The sequence below is a fragment of the Bacteroidia bacterium genome, from assembly GCA_041391665.1.
In the GTDB taxonomy this organism is placed as follows: Bacteria; Bacteroidota; Bacteroidia; order J057; family J057; genus JAGQVA01.
In genome coordinates, this window is record JAWKNO010000003.1 from 1,643,067 (window position 1) to 1,660,600 (window position 17,534).

The 17,534-nt window shown below is 46.1% G+C and carries 13 protein-coding genes; 5 read left to right on the forward strand and 8 right to left on the reverse strand.

All coding sequences use genetic code 11. From position 1 onward, the window contains the following. Positions 1 to 180: 180 nt before the first annotated feature. Entirely contained in the window at positions 181 to 987 is an 807-nt protein-coding gene (gene blaOXA / locus R3D00_29455; GenBank protein ID MEZ4777340.1) for a class D beta-lactamase, read from the forward strand. Here the strand turns inward: blaOXA and R3D00_29460 are convergent. Genes R3D00_29460 through bcp form a run of 3 tightly spaced genes read right to left on the reverse strand, consistent with a single transcriptional unit; the run spans position 984 to position 3,618 of the window. Next, on the reverse strand, positions 984 to 2,054 hold the full coding sequence (locus R3D00_29460; protein MEZ4777341.1) for a dipeptide epimerase: 1,071 nt from the start codon (positions 2,052 to 2,054) through the stop codon (positions 984 to 986). The genes blaOXA and R3D00_29460 overlap by 4 nt on opposite strands. Continuing rightward, positions 2,051 to 3,121 carry a DUF1611 domain-containing protein gene (locus tag R3D00_29465; GenBank protein MEZ4777342.1) on the reverse strand — a complete coding sequence of 357 codons (1,071 nt, stop codon included), beginning with the start codon at positions 3,119 to 3,121 and terminating at the stop codon, positions 2,051 to 2,053. The genes R3D00_29460 and R3D00_29465 overlap by 4 nt, the downstream gene beginning before the upstream one ends. 20 nt (positions 3,122 to 3,141) lie before the next feature. Continuing rightward, complete coding sequence (gene bcp, locus R3D00_29470; GenBank protein ID MEZ4777343.1) at positions 3,142 to 3,618, reverse strand: thioredoxin-dependent thiol peroxidase; 477 nt, start codon at positions 3,616 to 3,618, stop codon at positions 3,142 to 3,144. A 126-nt stretch (positions 3,619 to 3,744) separates the two neighbouring features. Here bcp and R3D00_29475 point away from each other — a divergent pair, with 126 nt between their 5' ends. Both R3D00_29475 and rlmB read left to right on the forward strand, forming a co-directional pair. Beyond that, the gene (locus tag R3D00_29475; GenBank protein ID MEZ4777344.1) at positions 3,745 to 6,774 is read left to right on the forward strand and encodes a DUF2723 domain-containing protein; all 3,030 of its coding nucleotides are present in this window, start codon (positions 3,745 to 3,747) and stop codon (positions 6,772 to 6,774) included. Next, positions 6,775 to 7,530, forward strand: coding sequence for a 23S rRNA (guanosine(2251)-2'-O)-methyltransferase RlmB (gene rlmB / locus R3D00_29480; protein ID MEZ4777345.1), 756 nt, complete (start codon positions 6,775 to 6,777; stop codon positions 7,528 to 7,530). It abuts the gene before it with no gap. 141 nt (positions 7,531 to 7,671) lie between these two features. Here rlmB and R3D00_29485 read toward each other — a convergent pair whose 3' ends face one another. Continuing rightward, on the reverse strand, positions 7,672 to 9,696 hold the full coding sequence (locus R3D00_29485) for a carboxy terminal-processing peptidase (GenBank protein MEZ4777346.1): 2,025 nt from the start codon (positions 9,694 to 9,696) through the stop codon (positions 7,672 to 7,674). Positions 9,697 to 9,755: 59 nt separating this feature from the next. On the opposite strand from R3D00_29485, the gene R3D00_29490 reads away from it, so the two are divergent. Together R3D00_29490 and R3D00_29495 are read left to right on the forward strand one after the other, a co-directional pair. Next, a complete protein-coding gene (locus R3D00_29490) occupies positions 9,756 to 11,669 on the forward strand; it encodes a carboxypeptidase-like regulatory domain-containing protein (protein MEZ4777347.1) in 1,914 nt (637 codons plus the stop codon). Between the two features lie 9 nt (positions 11,670 to 11,678). Continuing rightward, positions 11,679 to 12,674 (forward strand): 2-hydroxyacid dehydrogenase, encoded by a 996-nt coding sequence (locus R3D00_29495; protein ID MEZ4777348.1) that lies wholly within the window; start codon positions 11,679 to 11,681, stop codon positions 12,672 to 12,674. Between the two features lie 3 nt (positions 12,675 to 12,677). Here R3D00_29495 and R3D00_29500 read toward each other — a convergent pair whose 3' ends face one another. From R3D00_29500 to R3D00_29515, 4 genes are read right to left on the reverse strand one after another with little or no spacing between them, the layout of a single operon-like run. Beyond that, entirely contained in the window at positions 12,678 to 14,330 is a 1,653-nt protein-coding gene (locus R3D00_29500; protein MEZ4777349.1) for a VWA domain-containing protein, read from the reverse strand. Then, a complete protein-coding gene (locus R3D00_29505; protein MEZ4777350.1) occupies positions 14,308 to 15,891 on the reverse strand; it encodes an AAA family ATPase in 1,584 nt (527 codons plus the stop codon). Before R3D00_29505 ends, R3D00_29500 begins: the two co-directional genes overlap by 23 nt. Positions 15,892 to 15,940: 49 nt before the next feature. Then, the gene (locus R3D00_29510; protein MEZ4777351.1) at positions 15,941 to 16,705 is read right to left on the reverse strand and encodes a class I SAM-dependent methyltransferase; all 765 of its coding nucleotides are present in this window, start codon (positions 16,703 to 16,705) and stop codon (positions 15,941 to 15,943) included. Next, positions 16,702 to 17,421 carry a glycosyltransferase family 2 protein gene (locus R3D00_29515; GenBank protein MEZ4777352.1) on the reverse strand — a complete coding sequence of 240 codons (720 nt, stop codon included), beginning with the start codon at positions 17,419 to 17,421 and terminating at the stop codon, positions 16,702 to 16,704. The genes R3D00_29510 and R3D00_29515 overlap by 4 nt, the downstream gene beginning before the upstream one ends. Positions 17,422 to 17,534: the final 113 nt, after the last annotated feature.

The following is a 17,534-nucleotide window of genomic DNA, read 5'->3' on the forward strand; positions in this document are numbered from 1 at the left end:
GTTAATTGGGATTGCGCATGCAAGATAATGGTAATTTTAGTACAAAAAAAGATCATCAACCTACATATTCCACATCATGTTGCAAATCAGTTAAAAAAAAGGCTCTCAAATTCGTCATTTTGGCAATTGTCACATTCAAAAACCGCTTACCTTTGGATGTAAGAAATTATCCTGCCTGATATGAAAAATATGCCTGATCTGTCTTTTTACCTGTTATCCATTTGCGTTTTATTGGCGTCGGGTTGTAAGGAAAATATTCCCAAAGGACCCGACTTTGAAAAACATTTTGCTGACCAGCAGATTCACGGCTGTTTTCTTTTGTACGATATGAATGCAGACCACTACTACGAATGGAATTCACCCAGAATTGATTCTGCTTACCTGCCTGCTTCGACTTTCAAAGTATTTAACTCCCTCGTTGCGCTGGAGGAAAAGGCGGTTTTGGACGAAAATGAAATTTTCCCATGGGACAGTATTCCCAAACGGGTAGCTTCCTGGAACCGCGACCATAACTTACGCTCTGCCTTTGAATTTTCGGCCGTATGGTTTTATCAGGAAGTTGCCCGTCGTGTCGGTGAACAGAGAATGCAACACTGGATTGATACTGTGGGTTACGGCAATCAGGATATCTCCGGAGGAATTGATATGTTTTGGCTCAACGGGGGCTTGCGGATAACAGCCCCCCAACAGGTGGCTTTTTTGCAGCGTCTTTATCACAACGATTTGCCTTTTTCTCAAAGGAGCATGGATATCGTGAAGGATATTATGATCCGGGAAAAGGGGGATGATTATATTTTCCGGTATAAAACCGGCTGGGCAGACGCTCCTGACCCCGACATTGGGTGGCTGATTGGCTGGATGGAAAGGCAGGGTAATGTCTGGTTTTTTGCCATGAATATAGATATTCGCAAAGATGAAGACGCTGCCGCTCGTCTGGCTATTTCCAAAGCTGTGTTTGAAGAATTAGCCGGACAGCATGCCCGCTAATCTCTTCTTTTTACCCCAAGTCCTGGCTGATCAGTCAGATACATTCGTCCATCGCGGATCGTAAAGCCACCTGAAACCAGGTCTTCAGCGAGATCCAGACTTCCGTCAAGATCAATAAACCGGGTATGCGGACAGGCAAACGCTATATGCAACCCGGCGGCTATGCTGATGATACTTTCATCATTGCATCCCCACATCAGGTCTATTCCGGCCAGGCGGGCTGTGTTTGCAATTCTTCTTGCCTGAAATATGCCGCCACACTTCATGAGTTTGATATTAAAAATGCCGCAGGCTTTGGGGTGATTGGCGAGTAGCCAGCCATCTTCCGCACGCACCAACGCCTCATCCGCAGCGATAATTTGCCGTATTTCCCATGGGAGGGATTTCATCTCATCTACCTGTGAGGCGGGCAGGGGTTGCTCCACCAGTTCGAGATCAAAACTCCGGGTCTCGTGATAAAAGCGGGTAAGCTCTTCCATCGAATACCCCTGATTGGCATCCACACGGATTCCCAGACGCTTACCAAAATCCTGCCTCAATTTTTTCAGCCGCTCCAGATCTTCATCGAGCGAATGGCCCAGTTTTACCTTAATGATTTTAAATCCCCGCTCCAGATATTCCTGTGCCTCTTCTGCCGTCTCATCCACGCCTTTAATGCCAATGGTGATAGAGGTAGCCAGTGAATGCAATTGTTGCCCAAGATATTTCACCAAAGGCACGCCAAGATATTGAGAAAATACATCGTGAAAGGCAATATCAAGTGCGGCTTTTGCACCGGGATTTTTGGGAAAAATGGTATGCAATTCTTCACAAAGTGAGGCAAGTTCGCGAATATCTCGTCCGATAAATCTGTCCAGATTATTGCCACTCAAAGCCGCCATACAGTCGTCCATGGTTTCTCCCACCACCTGCTTGCTCGGATTGGATGCGCCCATACCGATAAGCCCTGATTCGGTTTTCACCTCTACAAAGCAGATTTCGACATCGGTTACCGTTTTGTAGGCAATCGTGTAGGGCCGGGTAAGATCCAATTCAACGCGACGAACAGTTATATCCTTTATTTTCATGCTTTTATGTCAGAAATTTTTTGCTTGATGGCAGGGATCAGGCCTTCGACGCCTTCTTCTACAGGAAGTACCACTGGTAAAGCCAGTTCGTCTTCATAGCGGGCCTGCCAGTCTTTGGCCTGGGCCAGTGTAAGCCCTTGCGTATTCAAAGCGATGCCCAATGTAGGGACGCCATACATTTTCATTAAGTCTATTTCGGTTGAAAGTGGGAATATTTTTCTGCCGGTTTTTTCCCATCCTTTATAGAAAATTCGCCCGGGAGGGTGTACCAGTACGACGCCGTCGCTCATGCCGGAGACCAAAAATTCGGACCCGCAGGGGCCACTCGGATTGCGGAGCGCTGCCTGTCCTTCGATAAATACCACGTCGGGATTTTCTTCGCGAAAACAGGTTACAATCGCGTGTTCGATTTCGCCCGAGACAAAATCATTGACGGTCGTATCGAATACAAAACCATATTTCCCTCCCTGCATCCAGCCGGTCTGACCGGTGTAAATCATCTCCGATTTCAGGCCGGCTTCGCGGGAAGCCTGCACCAGAAACCGTGCAGTCGTGCGTTTTCCAACGGCGCAGTCTGTACCCAACACCGCAATCTTTCCACAAGTAACGTTATGGATTTCCCCTGACCAGAAGTGCAGTTCCTCACGTGGTTTGGGTTTTCTGACGTCGATCAGCTGCACGCCGTGTTTTTCCGCCAGGCTTACCATTTCGGGCGTTTCGGACAGAAACTGATGCATCCCGCTCACGACAGACATATTTGCGGCAATGGATTCCCGTATAGAAGACATCCATTCAGGGGCGATCGAGCCACCGGCGTGAGCCACACCCAAAATCGAAAACTCCGCGACCGGGGAAGGCTGCGATTGCAGATATTCAGCAACCGAGGCAAAAACAGGAATGCCACGGTTTTTTCCGTCAAGCACCGCTCCGGCATCTTTTCCGGCGGAGACGCTGTCGATGACAGCCTGGACGTGAAATCTTTCCGAACCACGGATCAGTCCGTGGGCAGTTTTTGCTGAGGGGGTATGCAGCAACCCCTGAGTCAACACGATAGCAGTTCCGTGCATAAATACGTAAATGGTTGAAGTTACTGTTCCAGTCCCAGCATTTCGAGAAGCTGGCTGGTGTGGTCTTTGGATTTTACTTCCCGGACAACGTGTGTAATCATTCCTTCTTCATTGATGACAAATGTGGTTCGGTAAGTACCCATAACCAGATTGCCAAACAACAATTTTTCCCCCCACAAACCAAACGCATCGATCAGCTTTCTATCCGGGTCGGACAGCAGCGGGTAGGGCAGGTTATATTTTGCGATAAACTTCCGATGAGATTTTTCGGTATCGCGGCTTACGCCGATGACCTGATATCCTTTTTCCACCCACAACAGATGATTGTCTCTCAGATTACAGGCCTCCGTAGTACAGGTTGGGGTATCATCCTGGGGGTAAAAAAACAAAATCACTTTTTGCCCGGAAAAGTCCCGGAGCGAGACTGCATTCCCATCCTGATCAGTGAGCGAGACATCAGGAACCCACATACCTACATCTATTTTCAGTTCATTCATACGAATACCTCCTTTCTACAAAGGTAGGGAAAATAATGGAGTTGGCAGGTTCGGGTAAATAGATGTAGATTTGAACCCTTACTTTGCCTGCGGGTAAAACCGACAAAGTGCCTTCAATACTATGTTATGAACGAAAAGAGGATTAATGACCTGACCGGCTGGGGCGTATTTTTTGTTGCGCTGGTTGTCTATCTTTTGACCATGGCCCCAACGGCTAGTTTTTGGGACTGCGGGGAATTTATTGCCTGTGCCAACGAACTCGAAGTTACCCACCCCCCGGGAGCGCCGCTTTTTTTGATTCTCGGGCGCATTTTCAGTCTTTTTTCTTTTGGAGATGTGACGCGGGTTGCCTTTATGGTGAATCTTCTCAGCGCAGTTTCCAGTGCATTTACAGCACTTTTCACCTGCTGGACGATTACGATTCTGGCAAAAAAGAGCCTTGAAGCCTCCGACATGGACGATCAGACCAAGTTGATTGCAGCCATGATTTCCGGGGTAATCGGTGGCCTCGCCTGCACTTTTGCCGATTCCATCTGGTTTAATGCGGTAGAAGCAGAAGTCTATGGGATGAGTTCTTTTTTCACAGCCATTGTCGTATGGCTTATACTGAAATGGGAAGCGCGGGCAGACGAGCCTGACCACCTCCGCTGGATTTTGCTTATCGCCTATGTCATGGGGCTCTCTATTGGGGTCCACCTGCTCAATCTGCTGACGATTCCCGCTCTTGCGGTCATTTACTACCTCCGCAAATTTCCTTTCTCTGTCAAAGGCCTTCTGGCAACACTGGGGATATCGGTCGTAATTTTGGGTTTTATCCTTTACGGCATTATTCAATATACATTTAGTGCGGCGTGGGGATTTGAAAAATTGTTTACCGGAACCCTCTCCAGAGCTGGTGAAGACCTTGGCGGACTGGGCCTTCCGATGGGTACAGGCTCAGCCATATTTACCCTGATCATCCTGTCGCTGGTCGCAATGGCACTTATCATCAGCCACAAGCGAAAATGGGTTGTACTGAATACAGCTATTCTGGCCTTTACGCTGATCACAACTGGTTTTTCTTCCTACGGCGTCATCTTTGTTCGCTCCAAAGTCAATCCGCCGGTGGATATGAACAATCCCGAAAATATCCTCACTTTCCTCAGCTATATGAAGCGGGAACAATACGGCGACCGCCCCCTGTTCCGGGGCCCGCTCTACAATGCAGGTTTTGACCTGGACTCCAGAGGATACCCCAAAACAAAATCCAACGGGATGAAATACACCCTTCTCGAAGGCAAAACCAAGTATGTCGAGGATATGGAGGATGTGGAATATCTGTACAAAGCTGAAGATATTGTGCTTTTTCCGAGAATGTATGAGCCCGGCCATTATACCAATGCGGGTCCTTTCAGTTATATCAATTTTGTCCAAAGGCTGGGGCCCGATAAAGAAAGCCCGCTGGACGACAAACCTACCCGCTTTGAAGACTTTAAGTTTTTCCTTGAGTACCAGCTCAACCATATGTATATCCGCTACTTCCTCTGGAATTTTGCAGGAAGAGCCAGCGACGAGCAGGAAGCCCGCTGGGAAGACGGCCTGTTTCTCCGCACATCGGCGCACAACATTGGGAACAAAGGCAACAATCACTATTTTTTCCTCCCACTGATTCTTGGAGTAATGGGCTTTATCTGGCAGTTTGTGATGAAACGAAAGGATGCTTTTGTAGTTGGGTTGTTGTTTTTCTTCACAGGCGTAGCCATTATCCTATACCTCAATCAGTATCCCAACCAGCCAAGGGAAAGAGATTATTCCTATGCAGGATCTTTTCAGACTTTCTGTATATGGATCGGGCTGGGGGTACTTTTTCTAACGGATCAGTTGAGACGCTGGCTCAAAGAATATGCCGTCTGGGTCGCCGGAGCAATTGCCCTCATTGCCCCCATGCTGATGATGGGCTATAACTGGGACGATCATACACGTAAGGGCCGATACGTAGATATCGAATTTGCCAAAAACCTCCTCAATTCCTGCGAAAAAAACGCCATTCTGTTTACCGCAGGAGACAACGATACCTTCCCACTCTGGTACATTCAGGAGGTAGAAGGTTTCCGGACTGATGTACGGGTAGTCAACCTTGAGCTGTTGATTTCTGATTGGTATATCGAGCAAATGACGGAACCGAAAAACGAGTCGGAAGCCCTGCCCATTACCATGAAAAAGAAAGACTATGTAGGCGAAAAAGGGCTCGTGATTTATGATTTTCCCTCAAGGGCCATCACGCTTCCTGTCAATAAAGAAGAACTGGTCGCCAATGGAGTCCTCTCACCGGAAGAAGCACAATTTGCCGGAGACGAGATGGTATGGGAATTTAAATCTCGGGGCGGAAGCAGGAATCCCTATATCCTGCGGAAAGACTCTGTGATCATCAACATGATGAGAAACATTGCGAATGACGGATGGAAACGCCCGGTTTATTTCGCTAATACCATGCCGCCGTCCAGCTTTGTCAACCTGCAGGATTATTTCCGCATGGAAGGAATGGCCTTTCGGGTGCTGCCGGTAAAACGAAGCGAAGCCACGATCAACGACATCTATTTTGGCAGAATTGATCAGGAGATCATGACCCAGCGCCTGACGCAAGATTTTCTTTACACCGGTATGGACGATCCCTCCGTCAATTTTGATGAGCATATTCGCGAAGTCATTATCGGCAACTACCGCAACTGCTTTTTCAGGCTTTGCAACAGCTATACGGAGCAGATCATCAAAATGGAAGCAGATTCGGCGGATCATACAGCAGAAATCGACAAGTTGAAAAGCCAAATTGAAGCGCTTATCACCTTTGCCGACCAAAAGATGCCCCATTCTGTCGTACCCAAAGGCCTGACATTGCTCATCACGCAGGGGCAGATGCTGGAGCAGATAGGGCTTTCCGAACTGGCGCTTGATGAATTTATAAGGCTCAAACCCCTTGCACTCGCAGATTTGCGGTTTAGAGCCGAAAATGATCTCGACATAGATCAAAATACCCTTTCCCTGAGAGCCGCTGTGATTACCATTCAGATATTTGTCCGCAGAGGCATGGATGTCGAGGCCAATGCTATTGCCACAGAAATACAGAATGCAACTGATTCGCCGATAGGCTTTCAGATTATTGAAAAAATGAAGCAGTAAATGAAAGAGAGACAGAAACAATACAATAACCTGATCTACGGCGTACATTCCATTGTAGAGGCATTAGATGCAGGTAAACCCGTGGACAAAATCATGATCCGGCAGGGCAATAACCATGGCCGTGTGGGAGAAATCCGCAATCGGGCGAAAGAATTGCAGATACCTATACAAATGGTTCCGGAAGCTACGATTGAGCGAATATGTCCCCGGGACAGCAACCACCAGGGCGTAGCGGCATTTATTGCGTCTGTCGAATATCAGCCGCTGGAGGAAATAATCCTCGGCATACAGGAGCGGGGAGAGACACCCCTGCTGTTGATGCTCGACAGCGTAACTGACGTGCGCAACTTCGGCGCCATTGCCCGGACAGCAGAGTGTATGGGTTTCCATGCCATCGTTGTCCCCGCACAGGGTGCGGCGGCCATCAATGCTGACGCAGTAAAGGTATCAGCCGGGGCACTTCACCATTTGCCCGTAAGCCGGATCAATAATCTGGTAGATGCAGTCATTCTCATGCAGGCCTATGGCATCACGACCATAGCCTGCACCGAAAAGGCCGAAGCCAGTATTTACGATATGGATTTTTCTGCCCCGCTTTGCATCATCATGGGCGCGGAAGACAAAGGAATTTCTACCAGCCTGCTCAAACGCGTGGGATTTTTGGCGCAAATACCCATGTATGGAAAAGTATCCTCCCTGAATGTATCCGTAGCCGCAGGCGTGATTATGGCTGAGGCGAGGCGGCAGCGGAAGTGAAATACGTTGCATACTCCGATGGCAAACCAGCCAGGCTTTGGATCTGAATATCCTTAAAATACACCTCTGCTGCTTCGCTCTGAATCTGAAGTTTCCCCTTTGTGAGGGGAACTGATTTCCCATCTTCCACATAGAGTGAGTTCAGATATAGAAAAGATCATTCATAATCCGGTAACACTCCAGTATATAAGGGTCTTTTTGAATTTTTTCTTTCCACGTTTCATGGCGGATCACTGAAGCTGTATCCTGTATATTCGCGATTTGGGGAATAGCCGCAAACCCGTCGGTTTCAATAAAACTATTTTTCACAGACTCAGCCGATACACGCTCTTTGTCTTTTGCCGCTTTGTATTTTTCATAGTTCAGACTGATCACGGAGTTGGTATTATTATCCCTGACCACTTCTGCTCTTTGAGATATAATCTGGAAACGGCCATCCTGACTTACCCGGTCCATACTTAACTGTTTGATTTTTTCTATATCACTATAGGTGCAGACAGATTGAGCGACAGGGGTAACCGGCAAATCCTCAACGATAAATGCATAAGGAAAACCCCTCTCACCCGACGGAATAAACTGGTTTTCGGCAGGTAATACGATATCGGGATGAATACCTTTGTACTGAATCGTGCGGCCATTTGCTGTAAAAAATTTACCAATGGTGAGCTTTACTTCTCCATAGGAAAATTCATCATCACGCAGATTTTCATTTAAATCAAAGAACCGCTGGATTGTTCCTTTTCCATAAGTAGCATGGCTCCCCACGACAATCGCTCTGCCGTAATCCTGCATCGTACCGGAAAATAATTCGGAGGCCGACGCACTGCTTGAATTTACCAGTACAACCAGTTTCCCTTCAAATTGAGCCACACCGTCAGTATCTTCAAATACCCGGTGATTTCCATTTTGATATTCAGCCTGCATGACAGCGCCATTTTCCAGAAAATACCCCATGATTTTAATAGCTTCCCGCGCAGATCCCCCCTGATTGTCTCTTAAATCTAATATCATGCCTTCTGCTTTGGCTTCATTCAACCGGGTAATCGCCTGTAAAATATGTGCTGCACAGCCTTCCTCTCCGTCGTAAAATCTCGGCAAACGGATATAGGCTATATTTTTTTCATTTAATGGATATTGCAACAAAAAGGCCATGGTCATATCCATGTCGATTTTGTCCCGGATCAGGGAGATTTCCCGGATTTCGTTTGAAGTGGTTTTTACGGTCAGTTGTACGGCTGTACCCTTTTCACCTTTAAGCAGGTTAATGACTTCATTTAACTCCAAACCACCAACTTCAACAGCCAGATTATCAGCAGCGGTAATATGCGTAATCACATCTCCCCGTTCCAGTTGCTTTGATTTCCATGCTGGCCCCCCGGCAACCAGTTCGTCAATCTTCGGATACCCGTCAGCGATTTTCAACTCAACCCCGATTCCGAAAAAAGCTCTGGCAAATTCGGCTTCCCACCTGGCTTTTTGCTCTCGTGACAAATACTCAGACTGAATATCATGGACTTTCAGAAAGGCATTCATATAGCTTTCCAACAAGGTGTTTTTTTCGCGATTTTTCAGATTTTCAAATTCTTTGCTGTACAATTTTGCGGTACGGGCAATCGCATTTTTCTGGTTTATTTCGAAGCTTTCGTTTGGGTATTTTGCCTCCAGAGCCAACAGTACCTCCAGTACATGCTTTTTTACTACCTGCCGCCACCGCTCTCTCAGTTCATCCTCATCCTTTGCAAATTCCAGCTTAGCGGATTGGGTCTCCAGGGTTTCTGTTTGCTGGAGATTCATCTCTTCCGAAAGTGCCAGATGACAAGATTTTTCAGCATCTGTGATGCAGGTTTTCAGTAGCTCTGCCGATTGATCAAAAAATGCCAGGGATGCATTTTTCCATTCGTCGTCAAGCATCAGCTCATAAGACTTGAGTTTGTTGATTTCTTTTTGGGTGAAAAATAGTTTGTCCGGGTCAATCTGATCGAGATAATACTGAAAAAGATCTTTTGACAAATCATCATTGATCTCCCTTGGCGTCAGATGGTTGAGTCTGACTGTCTCCACAATCTGTCTCATCACCGGAGAGGGATTATCAGTTTGTGGATGGAGGAACCCAAGAAACAGACACAGCCCCAAAAGAAAAATTATAACCCATATTTTCATTTTCATGACTTTACTTTTACAAAAATACCCATCCTACATCCGGATTAATTGCGAAATTACCCGCTATGCGTACCAGACTATTTTCTTTCATTCTTTTTTGCCTGACCAGCATCACTTCTTTTTCACAGATTCCGATAAAGGGAAAAATCGTAAGTCTTCCCGACAAACAGCCCATCGCTTTTGCTAATATAGGCATTATCAACTCCTCCATAGGCACAATTGCCAATACAGACGGAAGTTTTTCCTTTAAGATTCCCTCTTACTTTTCGCATGATTCGGTTCTTTTTTCGGCCCTGGGTTATTCGAAAATATTTATTCCGGTCTCAGAACTTACGCGGGAAACGGAGTTAACGGTTTATCTCAGAGAAGCGCCTTATGCTTTATCGGAAGTTATGCTGACCGCAGAGCGGGTCAAAGCCAAAATATATAAGGCTGGCAACCGCAAATTTGACGGAGGAAGTCTCTATGCAGATACAGTCATGGCCGGTGCGGCAATGGCTTTACTGATTCAAAACAAATCGCCAAAGTTTCGTTACCCGGTATATATTCAGGACGCGCAACTGCGAATTGTAAAAAATACGTTCCGCGAGTTTAAAATTCGTGTGCGACTGCTTGAGGCCGAAAATATCAAAGGATTAATCATGCCGGGGAAAGATTTGCTCAACCAAAGTGTTGTTGTCGAATCGAAAATAGCTGACGGATGGCTGAAAATAGACCTTTCCTCCTACCAGTTGAAAATGGATCGCGATTTTTTCCTTGTATTTGAATGGATACTCGAACAAAAAGACCGCAGCCATCTTTACCAGCAATACGAACAGTTTCGCGCCGAACACCCGAGCCAGGTTTCTATTGATTATAGCATCATCAACGGTGTCAGGGTTCCCTACTACAACTATCAGGGCAATTTTTACCTGGGAACGTCCTTCGGCATTTCGGTTGCCCCTTCCATACTCAATAAACAAACGTCTTACTACCGGCTCAACAGCTTTGGCAGATGGATACCCGGCACTTCAGTACTTGCAGGTAGTGTTACCCTTAGTGACCAACCACACCCCACGCTGGCGGATACAATAGAATCTGAAGACGAGCCATCAGAAGAAGCGCTTTTGTCTTACTACAAAAGGAATCCGGTCTCAACTGTGAATATTTCCAGTGACTCGATAGCGTATCCGATTTCAGGTATAAGCGATCTGCATACACGTTTTGCCGATCCAATACGAATCGAACTCCACCGCAATGAAAACCAGCTTGCTTTTTTCGCTTACAACCTGACGCACTATCCATACGAACTGATCATGGATTTTAGTAAAATTCACAATCTTGAGCCCGTCGTCAGCAGAAAAACTTATACCCTTTCTCCGGGAGTCAATCGCCTGCTGGTGCTTACCGTTACAGATCGTGCTGACGCCAATTATCACTACGAGCTCTCCGTAAAAGAACTGATCGGAGACCCGGATGCGAGGCCGGATGACGCATTTGCCTACCTGATTCCGGTTGGGAATAGCCGGAAGGCAATGGTTAACGATTCGGCGCAGGCCTACTATGAAGATCAGTTTATCATGGCAGCAGGAGATACGGTATTTGCCATGAGAAAAGGGGTTGTAACCGCTACAGCGGGTATGGGAAAAGTCGTTGACCGAATCGGTGGCGCGGGGTCATTTGAAGTCCTGCATGCAGATGGAACGGTAATGGTATATCAACACCTCGATACTTCGCACGTATTTGTACAGGCAGGAGAAACCATATATCCGGGCCAGGCTTTGAGCATTGTGCGCGAAAAAGGAGATTTACAGGTGATGTTATTTTCATTTGTCGGAGAAGGAAGGGTAAAGCGAATGAGGATTCCTTATTTTCAGAAACCGGGCATGACCATAAGCTACGACAACATCAGCAATGGCGCTGCGGTTGAGTACACCACCGACATAATTGTAAAGGAAATGACGGAAAAGGAAATTCGTTCCCATAAATTTATCCATTAGATTTGCCCCATGAAAGTTGCAGTTTTTAGTACAAAGTCTTACGATCGCGAATACCTTGAAAAATACAATCAGGAAGGCCATCATCACTTTACCTGGTTTAAAGCTTCCCTGAATGAAGAAACCGTCAATCTCACCAAAGATTATTTGGCAGTATGTGCGTTTGTCAATGACAATATTACCCGTGAGGTAATTTTTGCTTTGCGCGACAATGGGGTAAAAATTATTGCCCTGCGATGTGCAGGTTTTAATCAGGTAGACATACCGGCTGCCGCAGAAGCGGGTATAAAAGTAGTGCGAGTGCCAGCCTATTCACCTTATGCTGTAGCAGAACATGCCGTAGCGCTTATCATGACCCTCAACCGGAAAATCCATAAAGCTTATAGCCGTGTACGTGAAAATAATTTTTCACTGGAAAAACTACTCGGTTTTGACCTTCATGGAAAAACCGTTGGCGTCGTTGGCACGGGTCAGATCGGCCTTGCTTTTACCCAAATCATGTTGGGCTTTGGCTGTAAAGTGCTTGCCTATGATGTCTTTGAATCACCCGCACTTAAGGAAAAAGGCGTTGACTATGTTCCTTTTGATGAATTGCTAGCCAAATCAGATATTGTTTCCCTGCATTGTCCATTGACACCAGAGACACATCATCTGCTTGATAAAAAAGCATTTGACAAAATGAAGGATGGCGCAATGCTCATCAATACCAGCAGAGGAAAACTCGTCAATACACGGGCTGCGATCACAGCCTTAAAACATGGAAAACTGGGATATCTGGGCATTGATGTTTATGAGTTGGAAGACAAAATTTTCTTTAATGACTTGTCCGACAGCATTATTTCTGACGATGTCATCAGTCGTCTGATGACTTTCCCCAATGTCATTGTTACTGCCCATCAGGGATTTTTTACGCGTGATGCATTGTCTCAGATTGCCATCACGACGATCAATAATTTAAGCGATTTTGAACATCAGCGCGAACTCAAAAACGAGGTGAAATATTCCTGAGGTTTATTCGGCAAAGATTTCAAAATGATCGACCATTTGCCGCATGACTTTCGGATTGTCGAGGTCATAGACCCAGTGGTTGTCAAATATCGGTAATGGCGGTACCCGTGGATCGTGCCTGCGGGTAACGTACAGACTGTGAAAATTGGTTTTTTTCTCCGTACGCAAATGCAGGATGTCATCAAACATTTGTCTTTCGATGCGGGGAATGATAAAATCTGAAATAATTAACACGTCGGCTTTTGCGAAAGCTTCCCCCTGAAGCACTTTAATCGTCTCTTCCAGAGCGGGTTGTATATCTGTCCCTCCGTGAAAACTCATTCGCAGGAAATCGACCATTTTATCTACATTGGCTTCCATTCCCGTCATCTCAATGGTTTTTATGCCGGTGGAAAAAGAGATGAGATAAGCGCGGCGTTTCTGCTTAAGTGCTATTTCCAAAATCGCGAGTGCCAAAGCTTTGGCAATTCGCTCCGGCCCGCCAAACATCGATCCACTCGTATCAATGCAGATCACCATAGGCCCACGCTCATTGATTTCAGTCATTTGGATCATTTCCTGCTTCATCTTTGGTGAAGCGCTGAGGTTTTCTGATCTGTACTGGAAAGTGAGCAGCTTTTTTTCTACAAACTTTTTTGAGAGGATCAGTTCTGTTTCCGGCGAACTCAGCAATGCGACTTCCGAAGGCAGCATCGCACCGATATCATCGCTGTGATGGATACCGATTATTTCCGATTTGCCATAGAGGTTAGGTTTCCATGCCCGATCAGGTACGGGTTGTAGCAATTTAAAGGTTTCCACCTGCTTTTCGGCATTTTTCCACCGGCCCAGAAGTTCTGCAAGTTCCCGGAGTTGAGGATCCCGCTGAAGATTTTTGGCATATTCTTCCAGTTTATCCCAGTCTATTTTTTCCCAGGCCCCCATTGAGTCATTCCAAATATGACCGAGGAAATTGTAAAAAGGCGCAAGCAAATCGCCCAGGTCATTGAGTTGGGCGACTTTTTGAGAAAGCTCCGCCGAATAGCGGGAAAAAGCACTGTCCAGGAAAGATTCCTCTAATGCATGTTTTTTTTTGTAGAAAAAACTGTTCCAGTCTTCGAGGATATTATTTCGCAGCACCTCAAGATCCAGAGCCAATCGCTGCCGTGTGGACTCATCTGATTCGGCATCCATTCTGGCAGACATATCAGACATGGATTCCCGGTAAAAGTCCCAGCTCAGACTATGTGTTGGATACCGGTCTTTCAGATCTAGTAGAATCTGCGGCCATCGGCTCTTTTTTACCGCGCGGGTATTTTCCAGTATATACTTTAGTTCTACTTCTTCTTCGAAATATTCATGATTGGCTTCAAACTGCCTGGCGACTCTGCGCGCCCAGGCAAATGTATCTTTGGCAATGCTAAACGTGAGATCCTCATTGCTTCTGGTAATTTTTCGCAACTCCGGATAACTAAACAAACGCAACAACAGCCCATACCAATTGGGATAATTAAACTGAATGCCGCTTTCATTTAGCGGTGTGATGGCATCGTATTCCGGTTCATACAAGTACATAATGACCATCTCTATCGCCTCGCGGCGCAGTTTTTCGGTCATTATTCCGCCATAATCGATAAACCCCGATAGTTCGTCCTCAATTCTCGTTAAGAGATTCATAACTGTGGCGTGCTTTTTTTATGTCCAGTTTCAGGTTCAGCAATTCATTCGTAACTATATCCAGGCTGGCCGATATATGCGCACTCATCGCCTTCGGAACAAATAAATGGTTGTGGAAGTTGGGCTCATCACTTTTTTTCTGAACCTCAATTTTACTAAGCATTTTTTCACAGGTTTCGAGCAGAAGATCTACCTGACTATTCCATATCCGGATCATACTTTCGTTGGGCTTTTTTTGTATCCGAAGTTCCCGCTCAACTTCTTCGGTTTCGATTTTCAGTTCGCGCTGGTTGTTGAAAATCACATACTCTGATTTGAGAAGTACACCATAGGTCTGGAAAGGCCTGAATGATTTTCCCGACTGCTCAAATACCGGGATAAAAACCAGCTTCTCTTTTTCAAGTTTGGAGAGGTCTTCGGGGCGTACATAGGCAGCAGAATCTGCCCCCCAGAAGTCGAACACTTTGTGATATACGTTCTCCGATTTGTCGTGATACGCCTTTTTCTGTTTGATCTTTTCAAATTTGGTGACATACGTCTCTCCTTCCACTTCGTGAAGGAGTGTCTCCAGCTCTTCTCTGATCCGGTCGGCGCGAATAAGCCGATTGTACCCAAATGAGGCAATGCCTTTCGACACAAGATCCTGCGCCTCACCTACCTGTCCGGGGTGATCCCAAAGACAATCGGAGATCAGAAAACAATCCATCAAATCTACCGACGGGCGTCCATTGAGAAATGCAGAAGCCCGAAGCAAATGGGCAATTTTTTTCCATCTGCGGTCGGAGACATACATGATATTATTTTCTTCCACTTTGGTATTCCGCTGGCGGATCGATCTGCGCAAATGGGTAATCAGACCCAATATATGCGCGGGGATATCGATATTTTCAATTTCCTTTTCCCATTGATCGTATTCCTCACTGGTAATTTTCATTCCGTCTGCAACCATATCTTCATAGTCATGGTTGCCTGCCATCGAAATCATTTTATTGAAGAGTTCATCGTTTTCGATATTGGAAATAATCACACGAATCAGAAACCGGTCCCAAAGCGCTTCCAGTCCTTCCCCTTTTATGGGCAACTCATTGGAAGCTGAGATCAACCCGTGAATATCCACCTTAAACTCCTGCTCTCCATTTCGGTAAATCTTTTCATTGAGTACAGTAAGCAGGGCATTCTGAATAGGCGGACTGGCTTTCCATATCTCATCGAGAAATACAATATTGGCACCGGGGAGGTATTTGTCGGTGAGTCGTTCGTATTTATCCTCATTTCTGAGTTTGGAAATTGACACCGGCCCAAATACCTCGTCAGGGGTGGAAAATTTTCCCATCAGGTATTCAAAGGAGGTCGCTCCCGCAAAGGCAAACTTCAACCTTCGGGCAATCATGCTTTTTGCCACGCCGGGAGGGCCCAGAAGAAAAATACTTTGCCCTGCAAGGGCGGAAAGCAGAGTAAGCCGAATTACCTTTTCTTTTTCAAAAAGGTTTTGACTCAATTGATTGATGAGTTGGTCTATTCGCTCCCTTACCGGAAGGCTGTTTTCAGAGAGATTCGCCATATAACGGGAAAATACGGCGACGTAAACAGATTCGCAAATTTCCGGACGGTCAGCTTGCAAAAGTTGACGGCACTTCGCCCACAACAATCACAGAAAGCCCCATCTGGCGCAAAATCATACGGTCGATCAGTCTGAAAATGGGAACCAGTCGGTTGTAGAGATTCATCTGGCCGGAGGGAATGGTCTCTTTTTTCAGAATACTGCCTGAAAAAAACCAGCCCAGGATTCCGATAAAATTAAAATGGAAGGCTTTCAGAATCGTCAGCTTGTTTTTCAAAAATATAGATGAAAGCGTAGTCTTTGTATACCGGCGGAAGTGAAAGAGGTTTTCATCAAACTTATTATACAAAGCCTGATACGCCGGTACAAGTATCACGATGCGCCCACCGGGGCGCACCAGCTTACGGCAGTTGTTCAAGGCGAGTACGTCGTCTTCGATATGCTCAACTACGTTGAGCGCATACAGGTTGTCGTACTGGCCAAGGTATTCTGCATAGACTTTTTCAAATTCGGGGTGAACGAGGTCGAGTTTGATAATGTCTTTGAGATTGGGGTAATGGCTGAGATTTTCTTCCAGATAGCCACAGTAGTTTTCCCTTATATCACTGACAGTCAATTGATACCCTGCATTCAGAAATACTTTGGAAATATTGCCGATCCCGCTGCCGACTTCCAGCACGGTGCCGGGGACCAGATGGGTTGCGACGGTTTCATACATCCACTGATTAAACCGATCTGCCGCTGCGATGGTCTCCAGTGTTTCCAACCCTTCCTGGTCAAGTTCTTTATAAGCAAACTTTTTTACTTCGCTCATCGGATGATTTTATATTTCAGCACACAGTATATGGCTCTTACCCCGTCTTTCCAGCCAATTTTTTTACCTTCTTCATAGGTACGGCCATAGTAGGAAATTCCCACTTCATAAATACGCACACCAGAAACCCTGGCCACTTTGGCCGTTACTTCAGGTTCAAATCCAAACCGCTTTTCTTGCAGGTTCAGCGACTGAATAATGTCCCGGCGGAATAATTTATAGCAGGTTTCCATATCGGAGAGGTTCAGTCCGGTAAACATATTCGAGAGAAACGTCAGCAGCTTATTTCCCCGTGAATGCCAGAAAAAAAGAATCCGGTGCGGATTTCCCCCCATAAACCTGGAACCATAGACTACGTCGGCAAAACCTTCTACCACAGGTTTCAGCAGGAGATTGTATTCGCGGGGGTCATATTCCATATCTGCATCCTGAATAATGACAAAGTCGCCGGTAGCGGCTTTGATGCCGGTGTGGAGCGCCGCGCCCTTTCCTTGATTTTTTTCATGAGAATGGAGGCGTATTTTCAGGTCAGAATATTGGCGGATATAAGATTCAATCTGCGCCTGGGTCTGGTCAGTCGAACAGTCGTTGACGACGATGATCTCTTTGGAAATATCGTTGATCAACGTTACTTGCCTCACGCGATCCAGAATCCGGGTGATCGTTTTTTCCTCGTTGTACGCAGGAATGATGATGCTAAGGGTCTTTACCTCCATAGTGGGCCAAAATTGGGCAAATCTGGCTTAATAAAAAAATATCGGGCCGGCAAAGCCAGACCCGATGTACATACTTACTACTACTACTAATGTTACCCTAACTTTTTAACCCC